The organism is Methylobacterium sp. UNC378MF (assembly GCF_900103195.1).
Classification (GTDB): Bacteria; Pseudomonadota; Alphaproteobacteria; order Rhizobiales; family Beijerinckiaceae; genus Methylobacterium.
Genome location: NZ_FMWU01000005.1, coordinates 108,082 through 124,560, shown reverse-complemented (window position 1 = coordinate 124,560; position 16,479 = coordinate 108,082). Strand labels below are relative to the sequence as shown.

The 16,479-nt window shown below is 69.6% G+C and carries 11 protein-coding genes; 7 read left to right on the top strand and 4 right to left on the bottom strand.

Annotated elements, in window-relative coordinates; translation table 11 throughout:
* Positions 1-306: 306 nt before the first annotated feature.
* The 5 genes from BLT59_RS06925 (at position 307) to BLT59_RS06905 (ending at position 9,778) form a co-directional block, all read left to right on the top strand.
* On the top strand, positions 307-4,302 hold the full coding sequence (locus BLT59_RS06925) for an autotransporter domain-containing protein (protein ID WP_210185967.1): 3,996 nt from the start codon (positions 307-309) through the stop codon (positions 4,300-4,302).
* Positions 4,303-4,782: 480 nt separating this feature from the next.
* A complete protein-coding gene (locus BLT59_RS06920) occupies positions 4,783-5,994 on the top strand; it encodes an ABC transporter substrate-binding protein (protein WP_091777838.1) in 1,212 nt (403 codons plus the stop codon).
* 109 nt (positions 5,995-6,103) lie between these two features.
* Entirely contained in the window at positions 6,104-6,976 is an 873-nt protein-coding gene (locus BLT59_RS06915; protein ID WP_091777836.1) for a branched-chain amino acid ABC transporter permease, read from the top strand.
* Positions 6,977-7,014: 38 nt separating this feature from the next.
* Positions 7,015-9,063, top strand: a complete 2,049-nt coding sequence (locus tag BLT59_RS06910; protein ID WP_091777834.1) for a branched-chain amino acid ABC transporter ATP-binding protein/permease — start codon at positions 7,015-7,017, stop codon at positions 9,061-9,063.
* Complete coding sequence (locus BLT59_RS06905; protein WP_091777833.1) at positions 9,056-9,778, top strand: ABC transporter ATP-binding protein; 723 nt, start codon at positions 9,056-9,058, stop codon at positions 9,776-9,778. The genes BLT59_RS06910 and BLT59_RS06905 overlap by 8 nt, the downstream gene beginning before the upstream one ends.
* A gap of 352 nt (positions 9,779-10,130) precedes the next feature.
* Here BLT59_RS06905 and BLT59_RS06900 read toward each other — a convergent pair whose 3' ends face one another.
* Positions 10,131-11,822 (bottom strand): methyl-accepting chemotaxis protein, encoded by a 1,692-nt coding sequence (locus tag BLT59_RS06900; protein WP_091777831.1) that lies wholly within the window; start codon positions 11,820-11,822, stop codon positions 10,131-10,133.
* Positions 11,823-12,423: 601 nt separating this feature from the next.
* Between BLT59_RS06900 and BLT59_RS06895 the strand changes: the two genes are divergently transcribed.
* Positions 12,424-12,678, top strand: a complete 255-nt coding sequence (locus tag BLT59_RS06895; protein ID WP_091778117.1) for a NepR family anti-sigma factor — start codon at positions 12,424-12,426, stop codon at positions 12,676-12,678.
* A complete protein-coding gene (locus BLT59_RS06890; RefSeq protein ID WP_091777829.1) occupies positions 12,675-13,271 on the top strand; it encodes a sigma-70 family RNA polymerase sigma factor in 597 nt (198 codons plus the stop codon). Before BLT59_RS06895 ends, BLT59_RS06890 begins: the two co-directional genes overlap by 4 nt.
* A gap of 74 nt (positions 13,272-13,345) precedes the next feature.
* Here the strand turns inward: BLT59_RS06890 and BLT59_RS06885 are convergent, their stop codons facing one another.
* The 3 genes from BLT59_RS06885 to BLT59_RS06875 all read right to left on the bottom strand — a co-directional run bounded on the left by BLT59_RS06885 (position 13,346) and on the right by BLT59_RS06875 (position 16,383).
* Entirely contained in the window at positions 13,346-13,879 is a 534-nt protein-coding gene (locus tag BLT59_RS06885) for an isochorismatase family protein (protein WP_091777827.1), read from the bottom strand.
* A 725-nt stretch (positions 13,880-14,604) separates the two neighbouring features.
* Positions 14,605-15,621, bottom strand: a complete 1,017-nt coding sequence (locus BLT59_RS06880) for an asparaginase (protein ID WP_091777825.1) — start codon at positions 15,619-15,621, stop codon at positions 14,605-14,607.
* A 144-nt stretch (positions 15,622-15,765) separates the two neighbouring features.
* A complete protein-coding gene (locus BLT59_RS06875; RefSeq protein WP_091777823.1) occupies positions 15,766-16,383 on the bottom strand; it encodes a hypothetical protein in 618 nt (205 codons plus the stop codon).
* Positions 16,384-16,479 lie beyond the last annotated feature (96 nt).

Here is a 16,479-nt window from a genome sequence, read left to right as displayed (position 1 = left end):
CGCGCGGCGCTCTTTGCCGGGATGGCGCTCTCTATGCCGGCCACGGCCGGCCGCGCCGAGGGTGTCGCCTGGAGTCTCTATTCAGACAAATCGACCAGCATCACCATCCCCTACACCTCCCCCATCGTCTTCGCGGCGACGAAACCCGATGGTTCACCCAACGCAGGTGCGACGCTGAGCATCAGCTTCGGCTCGAGCAACACGTCGAGCCCCTTTCAGGTCGATACAGGGTCCACCGGCATCGCCATCGGCAAAGATTCGGCGGCGTGGCAGCCCGCTCCTGGCCAACGTCCCATTGGACCAGGAATGATCAATTACAGCAGCAGCAACCGCTACTTATATGGTGATCTCTATGAGATGACCGTCAACCTCTACGACCCGGACAAGCAACAGTTCGTCGCCTCCACGCGTGTCCCGATATTGCGGGTGACGTCGGAAACGAAGAACGGGGTTGCCGTGACCGGTCCGATCACCACGCAGATGTTCGGTATCGGCTTCGGCCGCGAGGCGTCCGGCTTTCCGAATGGAACGCCCGACGCCAATCCATTGCTCAATATCGATTGGATCGCCACGGGCGACGCCTCCAAGCTTGTACGCGGCTACATCGTCACCCAGAAAGGCATCGAGCTTGGCCTGACGGCTGCCAATACGCAGGGGACGACGTTCCTGAGATTGACCGCCGGTCCGAATGCCGGGACGGCCATCGAATGGCAGATGACACCGGGTGATCTGCAGGCCGGGGGCGCCATCGGTTCCGGGACCGTTCTGCCCGACACCGGCGTCTACACGGCCTATATCAAGCTCCCGGATGGCAGCAGCATCAAAGACGGCGAGAACATCCCCAAGGGAACGCTCGTGACCGTCTACATGCCGGGGCGTACGAGCCCGCCCGTGGCCCTTTACAGCTTCAGGGTCGGCGACACGAACAATCCGCTCGCCCCCGTCGGCGACGTCTTTGCCGAGAGTAAGAAGACCGGCGACACCGGCGCAACCTACATCAACACGACGATCACCATCCTCCGTGGCTTCAATCTGATTTATGACGCCGATAGCGGGTTCGCAGGTTATCAGCGCATTGCCCCCGAAAGCGCGGATCTCATCGCCCGGCCGATGATCGCGCTGCAGGGCAACCTGAGCCTGGCCTCTCAATTCACGACCGGCCTCCCCGTCTTCCTGATGGGGACGACAGCCCTGACCCCGCTGGATGTCGCGAGTTTGAGCGGTGACATTTCCGGGCCCGGGGGCCTGATCAAGACCGGGCTGGGCACGCTGGAACTCGCCGGCACCAACACCTATGCCGGCGGCACCGCCGTCTACGGCGGCACGCTGGCCGTCTCCCGCGACGCCAATCTTGGCGCCGCCGGCACCGGCCTCACCCTCGGCAGCGGCACCCTTGAGGTCCTCACCGACGGCTTCACCACCGCCCGCCCCTTCACCCTCGCCGGCGCCGGCACCCTGCAGATCGACCTCGGCACCGCCACCTTCGCCGGCGCGATCGCCGACGGCAGCCAGCCGGGCACCCTCGTCAAGACGGGGCCCGGCACCGCGATCCTGTCGGCGGCCAACACCGTCACGGGCGGCGCCATCGTCGGCGCCGGCACCCTGGCCCTGACCGCCACCGGCAGCCTCACCGCCCCGGTCCTCGTCGGTGCGGGCGCGAGCTTCCTCAATGCCGGTCTCGTCTCCGGCAGCATCGCCAATCTCGGCACCTTCGCCAACAGCGGTACCCTCACGGGCGGCCTGACCAATGCCGGACTGACCCTCAACACCGGCACGATCATCGGCGGCGCGACCAACAGCGGCACCTTGAGCAACGCCGGCACGATCGTCGGGGCCGTAGCCAACAGCGGCTCCTTGAGCAACGCCGGCGCCCTCACGGGCGGCCTGACCAATGCCGGCCAAGCGCTCAATACCGGCACTCTCGCGGGTGGCGTGGCCAACAGCGGCCTCCTCGCCACCAGCGGCACAATCGGCGGCGGCCTGACCAATGCCGGCACCGTGCTGGCCAGCGCCGGCCGCATCGACGGCGCCATCGCCAATAAGGCCGGCCTGCTCGCGGTCTCCGGATCCGTGGCCAGCGATGGCGCTCTCGCCAACGCCGCTGGCGCCACGCTGGCCGTCATAGGCGGAGGCCGCTACAGCCTCGTCGGACCGCTCAGCAATGCCGGCACCGTCATCCTCGCCCCCACCGCCAGCCTCACCGCGCCCGCGGGCCTCAGCAATGCCGGCCTCATCACGAGCGACGGAAGCCTCACCACCAACCTGACCAACACCGGCCTCGCCCAGCTCTCCGGCCAGCTCAACGGCGCGCTGATCAACCAGGGCCTCCTCCAGATCACCGGTCCGCTCACCGGCCTCACCAGCCTGACCAATACGGGCGCCCTCGACCTCGGCGGCGGCGCCCTCGCGGTCCCGAGCCTGTCGGGCACCGCCACCGCCGTCCTGGGCAACGGCAGCCTCACGGTCACGGGTGCGGCCTCCTCGGCTTACGCCGGCGCCATCCTGGAGACCGCCAGCCTGACCAGCCTGACCAAGGCCGGCACCGGAACGCTGTCCCTCACCGGACTCGGCCGCTTCTCCGGCCCGACCACGATCCAGGCCGGCGCGCTCGCGCTCAACGGCGTCTGGACCTCCCCCGTCACGGTCGCGCCCGCCGGCACGCTGCGCGGCATCGGCACCATCGCGGCCCCGGTCACGGTCGCCGGCGCACTGCGGCCGGGCAACTCCCCCGGCACCCTCACGGTCCTCGGCCCGGTGGCGTTCACCCCCGGCGGCAGCCTCGGCCTCGACCTCGACGGAGCGGCCACCGGCACCGGCGCGGGCAGCTACGCCCGGCTCCTGGCGCTCGGGCCCACCGGCACGGTCGCGGCCAGCGGCACCCTGGTGCCGGTCCTGCGCGGCATCACCGGGAACGCCACCAACAGCTTCACCCCGGCGCTCGGCCAGCGCTTCGGCGTGCTCGCCGCTCAAGGCGGGCTGTCGGGCTCCTTCACCGGGCTGGCCCAGCCGGGATCGGGCCTGCCGGCCGGCACGCGCTTCGACGCGATCTACGCCGCCAACGGCCTCGACCTCGTGGTCACGCCTTCCGTCTACGGCAGCCTCGCCGGCCTGGGCCTGGCGCAGACCGGCAATGCCCGGGCGGTGGGCGCCGCCCTCGACCTGGCGCGCCCGGAAGCCGGCACCCGACCGGACGCGGCACGGGCGCGGGTGTTCGACCCGCTCTACGCGGCCAGCCCGGCGGCCCTGCCGGCCGGCCTGGCGAGCCTGTCAGGCCAGAGTTACGGCGACGCGCTCATGGCCGATCTCGCCGCGCGCCGGCTGCTGGCCGACACGATCGACCGGCACCAGCGCGGGCTGGGCGGGGGCGCGGCGGCATTCAGCGCGGGCGATCCGGGCCTGGGCCCGAACCGCACGGCGCTGCAGCTGCATGGCGGCGCCGGGGCGGCGGAGCGGCCCCTGGCGGTGGGCGAGGGCCGGGTCTGGGCCGAGGCGCTGTACGGGTTCGGCGCGCGGACCGGCGACGCGGCGGCGTCGGGCGCAGGGTTCGACGCCGGCGGGCTGCTCCTGGGCGTCGACCGGCAGGTTGGGGCGGACACGCAGGCGGGTGGGGCGTTCAGCTACCTGCGCGCGGGCGGCACGTCGCGGGGCGCCGGCCTGGGGCGGTTCGCCACCGACAGCTACGGCGGCAACCTGTACGCACAGACACGCCTGGGCGCCGTGGTGCTGCGGGGCACGGCGGGGGTGTCGTACGCGGACGGTCGGATCGACCGGACGGTGGCGCTGGGCTCGGCGGTGACGCAGGCGAGCGGCCTGTCGTCCGGCTGGAACGGCGGGGTGTCGGGCTTTGCCGGGTACGCGCTGGCGGTGGGCCTGCCGGTCGAGCTCGTGCCGGAGGTGGGGTTCAGCTATGATCGCCTGGTACGGGGGCGGGTGTCCGAGCGGGGCGGGCTGGTCAACCAGGGCTTCGGCGGCCAGGGCTTTGCCGCTGCGGATCTGGAGGCGGCGCGCGGTCTGGTGGGCGGGCGCGTGACGCGCATGGCGGGGGTTGCGGATCTGCGTCTGGAGGGCCGGGCGTACTGGGCGCACGAGCTGGCCGACACCGACGCGACGGTGCGCTCGGGCCTGTTTGGAGCGAGGTTTTCGACCCGGACGAGCCGGCTGGGGCGGGACGGAGCGGTCCTGGGCGTGAGCCTGACCGGCCCGGTCGCCCCCGGCGTGCAGCTGTCGCTGGGCTATACCGGCGACCTGCGCCCCGGCGCCACCGCACAGCTCGTCTCCGCCGGCCTGCAGGCCGCGTGGTGAACACCGACGACCCGGTCCGGCCAGCACAGCGAGACCGCAGGCGCGCGAGCCGGATCCGGGCGGTTGGCTGACTGCCACCTTCGGAGAGCGTCCGAGAGCGGCAGCCGTTACCATGCCGAACGGCGCGGCCCCGGAGGTGCGGCAGGGTGGCGCGCGCTCCTGCCGATCCCGCTGCCGTGACGGGCCGGCCCGTCACGGCAGGACCCATGGCCAGGACACATCCGCCGCAAGTCATGCCTGAGCCCCGGAGCGCACCTGCGCGCTACGCACGCGCACGACGATTAATCCACCCGGTCGGGTGGCGCGCCTGGATTTTCCTCGTCTGCAGCTTTTCAGCGGCCACATCCGCACAAACTGTAATGATCGTCCGGGATTCATCAGAGCCACAGCTTGACGGCTCGTCCTGGATCAAAGAGATCTGCCTGTCAGAGTGCCACGGTGAAGGGCACGCCGCGCAAGCGGAAGCTTGGAGAGGAAACGATGGTCTTCGCAGGTCGCGCGGCAGCCGCGGTGCTGTTGTTCACGCTATTATCGACCTCCGCAAGGGCTGCGGACCCGATCAAGATCGGGCTGACCGGCCCCTATACCGGCGGCTCGTCTTCGATGGGCGTCTCGATGCGCGACGGCGCCAAGCTCGCCGCCGCCGAGATCAACAAGGCCGGCGGCGTGCTCGGCCGCCCGATCCAGCTCGTGGAACGCGACGACGAGGCCAAGAACGAAGTCGGCGCGCAGGTCGCGCAGGAACTCATCAACAAGGAAAAGGTGGTCGCCACCGTCGGGTTCATCAATACCGGCGTCGCGCTCGCGGCCCAGCGCTTCTACCAGGAGGCCGAAATCCCGGTCTTCAACAACGTCGCCACCGGGACGATCATCACCAACCAGTTCAAGGAGCCGGATTACGAGGCGAACTACGTCTTCCGGAACTCCGCCTACGACGTGCTCCAGGCCGGCCTGATGGTCGACGAGGCCCTGGCCCAGGGCCACAAGAAAATCGCCATCCTCGCCGACTCGACCAATTACGGCCAGCTCGGACGCGAGGATATCGAGAAGTACCTCGCCACGAAGAACGTGAAGCCCGTCGCGGTCGAGAAGTTCAACATCAAGGACGTCGACATGACGGCCCAGCTGCTCAAGGCGCAGCAGGCCGGCGCCGAGGTGATCCTCGCCTACGGGATCGGTCCGGAGCTGGCCCAGATCACCAACGGCATGGCCAAGCTCGGCTGGAAGGTCCCGATGATCACCAGCTGGCCCTCCTCGATGCAGAGCTTCATCGATATCGCCGGCGCGAACGGCAACGGCGTGATCATGCCGCAGACCTTCATCGAGGATCAGACCCTGCCGAAGCGCAAGGCATTCCTGGAGAACTACTACAAGACCTACGGCGTCACGAAGATCCCGACCCCCGTGGCCGGCGCCCAGGGCTACGACTCGATCTACCTCCTCGCCGCGGCGATCAAGCAGGCCGGCAGCACCGACGGCGTGAAGATCCGCACGGCGCTCGAGAGCCTGAACGAGAAGGTCGAAGGTGTGGTCACCACCTACGACAAGCCCTTCACCGCCAAGGACCACAACGCGATCTCGCGCAACATGGTCGTGTTCGGGAAGGTGCAGGACGGCAAGATCGTCTACGCCAAGGACGAAGACGCCAAGAACGCGGGCGTCGTCCGCGTCAAGGAGAAGTCCTCGAACTGAGGTCCCTCACGACCGCGCGGGCTTGCCTCGGCGCGGCCGTCCGCGAGCTGCCCAGCGATCCCGCGGCGTCCGCTGCGGGATCGGCCGCCCCTCCGGTGACAGTAGACCCATGGCCATCCTGCTTCAGCTCATCGCTTCAGGCGTCGCGGTCGGCATGATCTACGCCGCCATCGCCTTCGGCTATCAGCTCACCTTCGCGACCTCGAAGACGCTGAATTTCGGCCAGGGCGAGGCGCTGGCGCTCGGGGCACTGTTCGGCCTGACCCTGGTGCCGTTCATCGGCTATTGGCTGATGATCCCCCTGGTCCTGGTCTTCGGCTTCGCCCTCGGGGCGGTGGTCGAGCGCCTCGGCGTGCGCCCGGCCGTGAAGATCAAGTCCGAGTACGGGTGGATCATGGCGACGATCGCACTCGGCATCATCTTCAAGAACGTCGCCGAGAACGTCTGGGGCCGCGACGACCTGAAATTCCCCTCGCCGCTCCCCGAGACCGCCCTGCAGGTCGGCGGCGTGCGCATCCTGCCGATGGAGCTGCTGATCGTCGCGGGCGCACTGCTGATGATGCTCGCGGTCGAAATCTTCAATCGCAAGTCGATCTGGGGGAAGGCGGTCGTCGCCACCTCCAACGACATCGACGCCGCCGGCCTGATGGGCATCAACACCCAGAAGGTGATCACCCTGTCCTACTCGATCAGCGCGATGACGGCGGCCTTCGCGGGCGTGCTGGTGGCGCCCGTCACCCTGACCGGCGCCACGATGGGCTCCGTGCTGGCCCTGAAGGCCTTCGCGGTGGCGATCATCGGCGGCCTCGAATCCGGCCTCGGCGTCATCGTCGGCGGCCTGATCCTGGGCGTCGCGGAGACGCTGACCGGCTTCTACATCTCGACCGGCTACAAGGATGTGCCGGGCCTGATCCTGCTCCTCGTCGTCCTCTCCATCCGCCCCGTCGGCCTGTTCGGCAAGGCGGTCATCAAGAAGGTCTGAGCTTGACCTCCCGCGCATCCTTCACGGCAGCCTGAGCCATGGCGCAGACCCTCGCCCCCGCCCAAGCGCCCGCCCCGGCCGCCGCTCCGAGCCTGTCGCGCCACGTCGGCGTCCTCGGCGCCGTGCTGCTGGTGGTGTGCCTCGCCGCCTTCCCGCACGTGGTCACGAGCTCGTACTACATCCACCTGATGGTGGTGATCGCCATCTACGCGATCCTGATCCTCGGGCTCGACATCGTGGTCGGCTATACCGGGCAGGTGAGCCTCGGCCATGCCGGCCTGTTCGGCGTCGGCGCCTATTCGGCGGCGGTGCTGTTCCTCCACTTCAAGCTCGGCCTGTGGTGGGGCATCCTGGCCGGAATCGGCGTCACCTCGGCCTTCGGCGTGCTGCTCGCCGTGCCGGCGCTGCGCGTCACCGGTCCCTATCTCGCCATGGTGACGCTCGCCTTCGGCACCATCGTGCAGATCTTCATCAACGAGCTGACGCCGCTGACGAACGGCCCCCTGGGCATCACCTTGCCGCCGGCCCGGGTCCTCGACTTCTCGCTCCTCGGCCTCCAGGCCCCCTGGGGCGCGGCCGGGCGCAAGCTCGAATTCTACTATCTCGTCTGTCTCGCGCTGCTGGCCACGATCCTGGTCGTCAACCGCGTGGTGCGCTCGCCCTACGGCCGCGCCTTCGAGGCGCTGCGCGATTCGCCGATCGCCTGCGACTGCATGGGCGTCAGCGTCTACCGCTACAAGGTCTACGCCTTCGTGATCTCGGCGGCTTTGGCCGGCCTCGCGGGCGCGCTGTTCGCGTGGTCGGAGCGCTACGTGGCGCCGAACTCCTACGGGTTCGAACTCACGGTGCTGTTCCTGCTCGCCGTCACGATGGGCGGGCGCAAGTCGCGGGCGGGGCCGATCATCGGCTCGGCGATCATCGTGATGATGCCGAACGTGCTCGCCGATATCGGGCTCGTGCGGATCATGGCGGGAATCATCGCCCTCGCAGCTTTGGTTGTGGGCGTCCTCGCCTTCCTGCGCCGCCAGGAGAACCGGTTCGCCCTGCTGGTGCCGGTCGGGCTGTGCCTCGCTTTCTTCCCCGCGACCCTGCTGCTCGAATCCGTCACCGACTTCCGCCTGACGGTGTTCGGCCTGATGATCCTGTTCGTGGTGTACTACCTGCCGGACGGAATCGTCGGCTTCGTCCGCGAGATGATCCCGGCCCTGCGCCCGGCCCACACCGCCGAGGGCAAGAGCCTGCACGCCGAGGGCGCGGCGCTGAGCGTCCAGAGCGGCGGCAAGGGCGCCGACCCGCTGCTCACCGTCGATCAGGCCCTGATGCAGTTCGGCGGCCTCAAGGCGCTCGCCGGCGTCGACCTCACGGTGCGGCCGGGGACGATCCACGGGCTGATCGGGCCGAACGGCTCCGGCAAGAGCACGATGATGAACGTGCTCACCGGCATCTACCGGCCGACCGGGGGCAGCGTGACCCTGGCCCGCGGCCAGGGCACGAAGCGCCTCGACGGGCGCACCCCCTCCGAGATCGCCGCCGCCGGCGTCGCCCGCACCTTCCAGAACGTGCAGCTCTTCCGCGAGATGACGGCGCTGGAAAACGTGCTGGTCGGGCTCCACCACAGCTTCCGCGGCACGCTGTTCGACGCGATCCTCGGCACGCCGCGCCGCCGCCGGGAGGAGCGCGAGCAGCGCGCCCGCGCCATGGCGATGCTCGATTTCGTGGGCCTGGGCGCCCTGGCGCAGGTGGAGGCCCGCAACCTGCCCTACGGCAAGCAGCGGCTCCTCGAGATCGGGCGCGCGCTCGCCCTCGACCCGGTCCTGCTGCTCCTCGACGAGCCGGCCGCGGGTCTCACCGCCCCCGATATCGCCGAGCTGACGACGATCATCCGCAAGATCCGGGATGCCGGGATCACGGTGATCCTGATCGAGCACCACATGGACGTGGTGATGGGCCTGTGCGACCGCGTCAGCGTCCTCGATTTCGGCCACAAGATCGCCGAGGGCAGCGCCCGTGAGGTGCAGGCGGATCCGAAGGTGGTCGAGGCCTATCTCGGCAGTCCCGTCGCCGACGAGGAGATGGCCCATGCTTGAGGTCACGGGTCTGTCGGCCGGCTACGGCCAGGTCGAGGTGCTGCACGGGCTCGATTTCGCGGTCCCGAAGGGGCAGGTCGTGGCGCTGATCGGCTCCAACGGCGCCGGCAAGACCACGACGATGCGCGCCCTGTCGGGCATGATCCGCCCGCGCTCCGGCTCGATCCGCCTGAACGGCCGTGAGATCGGCGGCCTCGAGAGCCATGACGTCGCCCGGTTCGGCCTCGCGCATTCCCCGGAGGGACGGCGCGTGTTCCCGACGCTCTCGGTCGAGGACAACCTGACGCTCGGCGCCTTCCCCCGGCTGACGGGCTCGCGACCCAAGGGCGACGTCGCGGCCGACCGCGCACGGGCCTTCGAGCTGTTCCCGCGCCTGAAGGAGCGGCGCACGCAGCTCGCCGGCACCCTGTCGGGCGGCGAGCAGCAGATGCTCGCCATGGGCCGGGCCCTGATGCTGCGGCCCGAGATCCTCCTCCTCGACGAGCCCTCGATGGGGCTCGCCCCCAAGCTCGTGGAGGAGGTGTTCCGGATCATCCGCCTCCTCAAGGCCGAGCAGGTGACGATGCTGCTCGTCGAGCAGTTCGCGATGGCGGCGCTCGGCGTCGCCGACCACGCCTACGTGCTGGAGAACGGCCGGATCCGCTTCCAGGGGCCGGCGCAGCAGATGCGCAACGATCCGGCCGTGCGGGCGGCGTATCTCGGCGGCAGCCACTGAGGTCACGGCCCGCCGGGTCGGACCGGATGACGGGGGGCCAAGGGCCGACAAGCTGGGCCGACAAGCTGGGCCGGCGGCTCGCCCTGCGCATCCTCAAGGCGGAGCGGACGAATGTCGGCCGACATGGCGGATCCGCTACCCGCGCCGATCCGCCAGGGGTGGATGGGCGGCAATCCGCGAAGGGGCCCAGGCGGATTCGGGTGTCTGAGCCCGAAACACCCTCCCGGAGACGGAAGGCAGGGTGACTGGCATCCCGGCGCCAGGAGAGCGCCAAGATTCCGCAGAGGTCCCTGCCGGTCCCAGCTGGACCGGCACCGCGACAGCAGGCTGGCTCCCATACCCGGCCGCGTCGCTAAGCTGCACGAACCTCGTCCAGGAAGCTGCGGACGGCTCGACTGAGGTCGTCGGACCGCACCGCAAGGGTGCGCGCGGCTCCGAGAACCTGCGTCGCCGCCGATCCTGTATCGCTTGCCCCCTCGCGCACCGAGCCGATATGGCCCGTGACCTGCTGGGTCCCGTGTGCGGCCTCCTGCACGTTCCGCGCAATCTCCCGCGTGGCCGCCCCCTGCTCCTCGATCGCCGACGCGATGTGGGTGGCGATGCCGGACATGTCGTCGATCGTGCGGCTCACGCCCTGCACCGCCTCGACCGCGTCGCGCGTGGCGGACTGGATCGCATCGATCCGAGCGGTGATCTCTTGCGTCGCCTTTGCTGTCTGCTCGGCCAGCGTCTTGACCTCCGCGGCCACCACAGCGAAGCCGCGTCCCGCTTCACCCGCGCGCGCCGCCTCGATGGTGGCATTGAGGGCGAGCAGGTTGGTCTGACCCGCCACGCCCGAGATCAGGCCCGCCGCGGCGCCGATCCGTTCGGCGCTGTCGGACAACTCTCGGATGATGCAGCCCGTCTCCTGCGCGCGCGCGATGGCCGAGGTCGCAATCGCGACCGAATGCGTCACCTGTCCGCTGATCTCCTGAACGGAGGCCGCCATCTCCTCGGTCGCGCTCGCCACCCGCTGCACGTTGCCCGATGTCTGCTCCGCCGCGGCCGAGACGCTGACGGCGAGGGTGTTGGTGTGCGCCGCGATCTCCGTCATCGATGCGGCGGTCGCCTCCATCTCCGTAGCGGCTTCTGTCAGTTCATCGGTGAGCGCACCGGCCTCCCTCTCGAAGCCGCGCGTGATGCGGTCGAGAAGTTCGGCGCGGCGCATCTTGGCGGCGTCGGCTTCGGCCTGCAGCGCGGCCAGCCGGCGCGCCTCGATTCCCGCCTCCTTGAACACCTGGACGGCGTCGGCGATCTGGCCAATCTCGTTCCGTTCGCCCTGATGCGGGATCGCGACGGCGAGATCGCCGGCCGCAAGCTGCCGCATCGGCCCCAGCACGGCGTGGACACTGGCGGCGATGCTGCGCACGATCACTGTCCCGAGCACGGTGGCAAGCACGAGCGCGACCGCGCCGATCGCAAGCATGAACCGCTTGGCACCGGATGCGGTGCTTGCTCCTTGCGCGACCGCCGCCTCCCCCTTGGCATTGTCCAGCGCTACGATCTCCTCGAGAGCCGTGGAGGCCGCCTTGATATGGGGACGGATGCCGATGAGGCTCTCGCGCAGCGCCTGTTCCTTGCGGCCGGTCCGCGAGTGTTCCAGCACGCCGGGGATGGCCGCGAGATAGCGTTGCCATTCCCGGTCGAACACATCGAACAGTTCACGCTCCCGCGCAGTGTCGATCAACGGCGCGTAATGGCGCATCGCGGCGGCCACGGCCTCTGTCTTCTGCGACAAGGCAGCTTCCTCGGCCTGCATCTGCGCGGCTTCGGGGTAGAGGATGTGGTTGACGACGCTGACGCGCACATCGATGACGTCGCCGCGCAACTCACTGGCATACCGCACGCTGGGCAGCGTGTTGCTGCCGAGGCTGCTCTGGTCGGCAGCGAGGGTGCCGACCGCATGAAGCCCGACGCCATCGACGAGAAGCAGACCGGCGATGAGGATGCCGAGTGCGCCGACAAGCCGGTGCTTGATCGAAAGTGTCGAGAACCAAGCCTTCATCGTCCGAACGCAGCTCCAAAGCGAAGTTGAAGCTATGGATGAGCGGGCATAAAATCCAGTTAACCGGCCTGTTTCTGGATTTCTTTCAAAGAGATCCGCATGAATCAATTTTCGGTTGAACTGACGACCTTCTTCATTCGTCTACGGACGCATATCCCCTCCGCCAAGATCACGCACGCCTGTACCCTTTCCACACGCGACGATACGGGTCCAGCAACGCTCTCGCCAGCGTCAGGCTCGCAGACCTCCGGATCTGGCTCAGGGCTTACTGAGGCCACGATCCAAGGTACGGCCCGGCCTGCGCCCGGACCGTGACCCGCTCATGCTCCGTTCAGGCAGGCGGAATGATTGTCTGAACAGTCAAGCTAAAAACAAGTATTTCTGATTTGTAACTGCGCGTAACTTTGAGAAAATTCGCATAAGCTGGGCCATTAGAAGATTAAAATTGGCTGAATATGCAGTTCAGAGCCGATTAAATCCGTCGCTCCTACCAGCGGTGCCGGAAGGCGATGCGACGCGCCTTCGCCGAACCGACCGGGACAGCGGTCCGGCGGACGGCCGGGCCCTCGGGGCCGCATCGCGGACGGCAGGGGGCGTGACCATGTCAGGGACCGAGCACGACCAAGCGGGTCCGGACCCGGCCGGGACCGTCGCCGCGGCCTCCTCCTGCCCGGCACCCCGCCCGGCGCGACCGGACCGCCGCCCTGGCCGAACGATCGACGACGCGGCGCGAGACCGAATCGGGCGCGGTCTGCGCCTGCACTATGCCGGCGTCCTGGCCCTGCCGATTCCGGACCGGCTCCGGACGCTGCTCGACGATCTCGCCGCCTGCTCCGACACGGAGGCCTCGCAATGACCCTGATGCTGCAAGCCGCTCCCGCGGGGAGCGGATCCGGCCCGGCCCCCCTGGGCGTCGACGCCGAGATGCGCGACCTCCTGCTGGGAGCGATCCCGGCGCTGCGGGCCTTCGCGTTCTCGCTGACCTACGATCTCGACCGCTCGGACGACCTCGTGCAGGACACGCTGGTGCGCGCCTGGGTCAATGCCAACAGCTTCCGCCGCGGGACCAACCTGACCGCGTGGCTGTTCACGATCCTGCGGAACCTGTTCTACTCGGAGCAGCGCAAGCGCAAGCGCGAGGTGGAGGATGCCGACGGCGTCCATGCCGGGCGCCTGACCGCCCTCCCCGAGCAGGAGATCCGGATGGAGATGGCGCAGTTCCAGAGCGCTCTGAACCGCCTGCCGTCGGCCCAGCGCGAGGCGCTGGTCCTGGTCGGCGCCCAGAGCTTCACCTACGAGGAGGCTGCGGCGATCTGCGGCGTCGCCGTGGGCACGATCAAGAGCCGGGTCAGCCGCGCCCGGACGCGCCTGATCGAGGTGCTGGGCATGAACGGCACCGACGATATCGGCCCCGACGCACAGACCCGGGCGGCCTTGGACGGTCCCTAGACCGCCTTCCGCCGAAGCGGATGCCGGTTCGGCGAATTGCGCGTCGCGACAAGGGCCGGGATCCGCGCCGACGGCTACTTGATGAGCTTGACGACGTCGCGGAACCGCTCGTGCCGCGCCGTGCCGAGCCACTCGAACACCACCATCTCGGTGGTGACGATCTCGGCGCCGTGGGCCGCCATGCGGGCGAGCGCCGTCTCCCGGTTCGCGATCCGCCGCGAGCCGACGGCATCGGCCACCACGTAGGCGCGGCGCCCGGCCTCGCGCAGCCCGAGAACCGTCTGCAGCACGCAGATATGCGCCTCGCAGCCCGTGACCACGAGATCGCGATCCGCGGGCAGTCGCTCGAGGAAACCCGGCGTCCGGGTGGCGCCGAAGCTCATCTTCGGGACGGCCGTCCCGGCCTCGGGCGCCAGCGCCGGCACGGTCGGCCCGAGCCCGCCGGCATTCTGCTCGGTGACCAGGACCGGAACGTCGAGCAACTGCGCGGCGGCGACGAGGCGGCCGGTATTGGCGATGACCCCGTCCCCCTCGGCGATCGCCGGCATCAGCCGGACCTGGACGTCGATGACGAGGAGGAGCGAACGGGCGGGATCGATCAGGGGCATCGGTCTGTGAAACCTGAGGACGGGCCCGGTCAAGAACGGGCGAGCCCATCCTCGCCGCATCCGAACCGGTTGGGACCGCGTCCACCGGCATGACAGATGCGCGTCAGGACCGCGCTCCCGCTCCGGGTCAGCGCCCTAGCGGCGTGCGATGTCGCCGGGGGCCTTCGTCGCATCGGCGCCACCGGCCGCCTTCTCGAACCACAGCCGGGCGATGGCATAATCCTGCTTCACACCCTGGCCGTTGACGGAGCGGACAGCGCGATCTTCTGCGGATATGTTGACGGCCACGCCCCGCGCGGGAGCCGGCTCCGAGCATCTTCGGCAATGCTGATCGCTGCCGCCCCGGATCCAGCCCTTGTCGATTACAGTCGTCCGGGAGCAACGCTACCCGGAACGACTGCGCTGAACCGATCGGCGATCTATCCGGGCGCGGCGCGGCTTCATGGACCAAAACGCACGCTTGGCCCGCGTTGAGGACTCGCCCCACAGGCCGGCGACGGTTTCGCGCGCGGCGGAGCCCCGTGGGCTTCCCGGGCTTGATCGGGGCGGGATGATCTTCCGGGACCGGTGACCGGCCCGCGTGATACCCCTTCGCCGAGCCTGACGGCGCAGCCGCGCGCTCCTCACGGGCTCGCGGTGGCGGCCGTCGCGCGGCACGCCGGACCGCGGGGGCCTGATCGGGTCGAGCGAGCCGTCGGGGCCACGTCGCGGCGGGGAGGCACTCCCTAATAGGTCGCGAACAGCCGCGCCACAGCCTCGGGCTCGCTCGTGACGGTCAGTGCCAGGGCGAGCAGGATCCGGGCCTTCTGCGGGGTGAGGTTGTCGGCACTGAGGATGCCGCGGCTGCGCAGCCGGGAGGTGAGCGGGACCACGCCGCTGCCGGCCCGGGTCGACATCACCACCACGATCCCGGCGTCAGCCGCCGCCTCCAGGGCCTCGGCCTCGGCCGGCGGTGTCATGCCCGGAGCGAGGCCGGCCGAGACGAGGCCGCGCGCGCCGGCGGACCGGAAGGCCCGGACCGCGGTGCCGTCCGCATCGGCGTACCCATAGGCGATGTCGACCCGCGGCAGCGCGGACAGAGTGCGGATGTCGAAGGGCGTGCCCGGCGCATGGGCGCGCTCGGAGCGGCGATAATAGTGGACGCTGTCACCGTCGACCTGGCCGAGCACACCGAAATCCGGCGTCCGGAACGTCTGGAGCCGGGCTACCGAGCTCTTGGTCACCTCGCGCGCCGCCTGGATCTCATCGTTCAGCACCACCAGCACGCCGCGTCCGCGGGAGGCCGGCGCCGCGGCCGTGCGGATGGCGGCCACGAGGTTCAGCTTGGCATCGGTGGAGAGGGCGCTCATCGGCCGCTGCGAACCGACCAGCACCACCGGCAGGTCGATCGTCAGGGTCAGGCTGAGGGCGTAGGCGGTCTCCTCCAAGGTGGCGGTGCCGTGCCCGATGACGATGCCGGAGAGATCCGGGTGCTCGGCCGCGACGCGCTCGCACAGCCGGACGAGGTCGCGCCACTCGGCGAACCCGATCGCCGGGCTCGGGACCGCCCGGAACGGCACCGGCACCACGGCGGCCACGGTTGCGAGTTCCGGAACCGCGTCCAGGATGGCGCCGGCCTCGAGGCGCCGGTCGGTGGCGCTGTAGTCGAGGATGTCGAGGGCGTCGCGGCCGAGGGACGCGATCGTCCCGCCCGTGCCGATGAACGCGACCTTGGACAATCCGGTCCCCGAACCTGCCGCCATGCCGTGCCTCCCGACCCTGTCCGGTCGCGCGAATGCGAGGGCGGAGTGATGCCGCGTCGCGCGGCCGGGGTCGACCCCGGCCGCACGCAGACGGGCGATGCGTCTGGCGGAACGCCCCCGGCCGACCGCACGCGCAGCGCCGGCTCAGCTCCGGAAGTCGACCAGCAGGGCCGAGATGGTGCTGCTGCTGTTGGTGGTGCCGCTTGCTCCATAGCTGGCGCTGCCCGACTGGCTGCTCTGGAGTTGCTGGATGAAGGTCGAGAGCAGGTCCTTCGCCGGCTGCGTGACGGAGGTGGAGGACGAGGTCCCGCTTCCGGTGTCTCCGGATGCAGCGTTCCCCGGCAGCGAGCCGGGCGGAGGCCCGGGCGGCGGGCCGTCTGGACCGGCGACGTCGCTGGTGGCGTCGGCGCTTTGGGTGCTCTGGCCGTGGCTGGCGAACAGGTTCTTCAGCTCCGTGGCCTGGTCGGCGGTGAGACTGCCGCTGCTGACCTGATCGGCAATCAGGCCGTCGATCCGCTCCTTCATGGAAGACGGGGCGAGCTTGGCCTGCGTTGTGGTGCTGCCGGAGGCCGAGCGGTCCGACGAAAGGCTCGAATCGATGCTGCTCAGCGCGCTCGTGAGCGCCGTGGCGTCGCTGCTGCTGATCGTGCCGGCCGACAGCGCGCTGCTGATCGTATCGGAAATCTGGGTCTTGGGTGACGGAGGTGATGACCATCGCTGCGCGGAGAGCTGCGACGTCGCGGTAGACGAGACGGTACTCATGAGGGGATTTGGGTCACGGATGAGCCGGATTCGCCCGGCGGCGGGTCCGTGTGCAAATTACCCACGCGGTTCTTAAAGCCGCGTTTCCGGGATCGC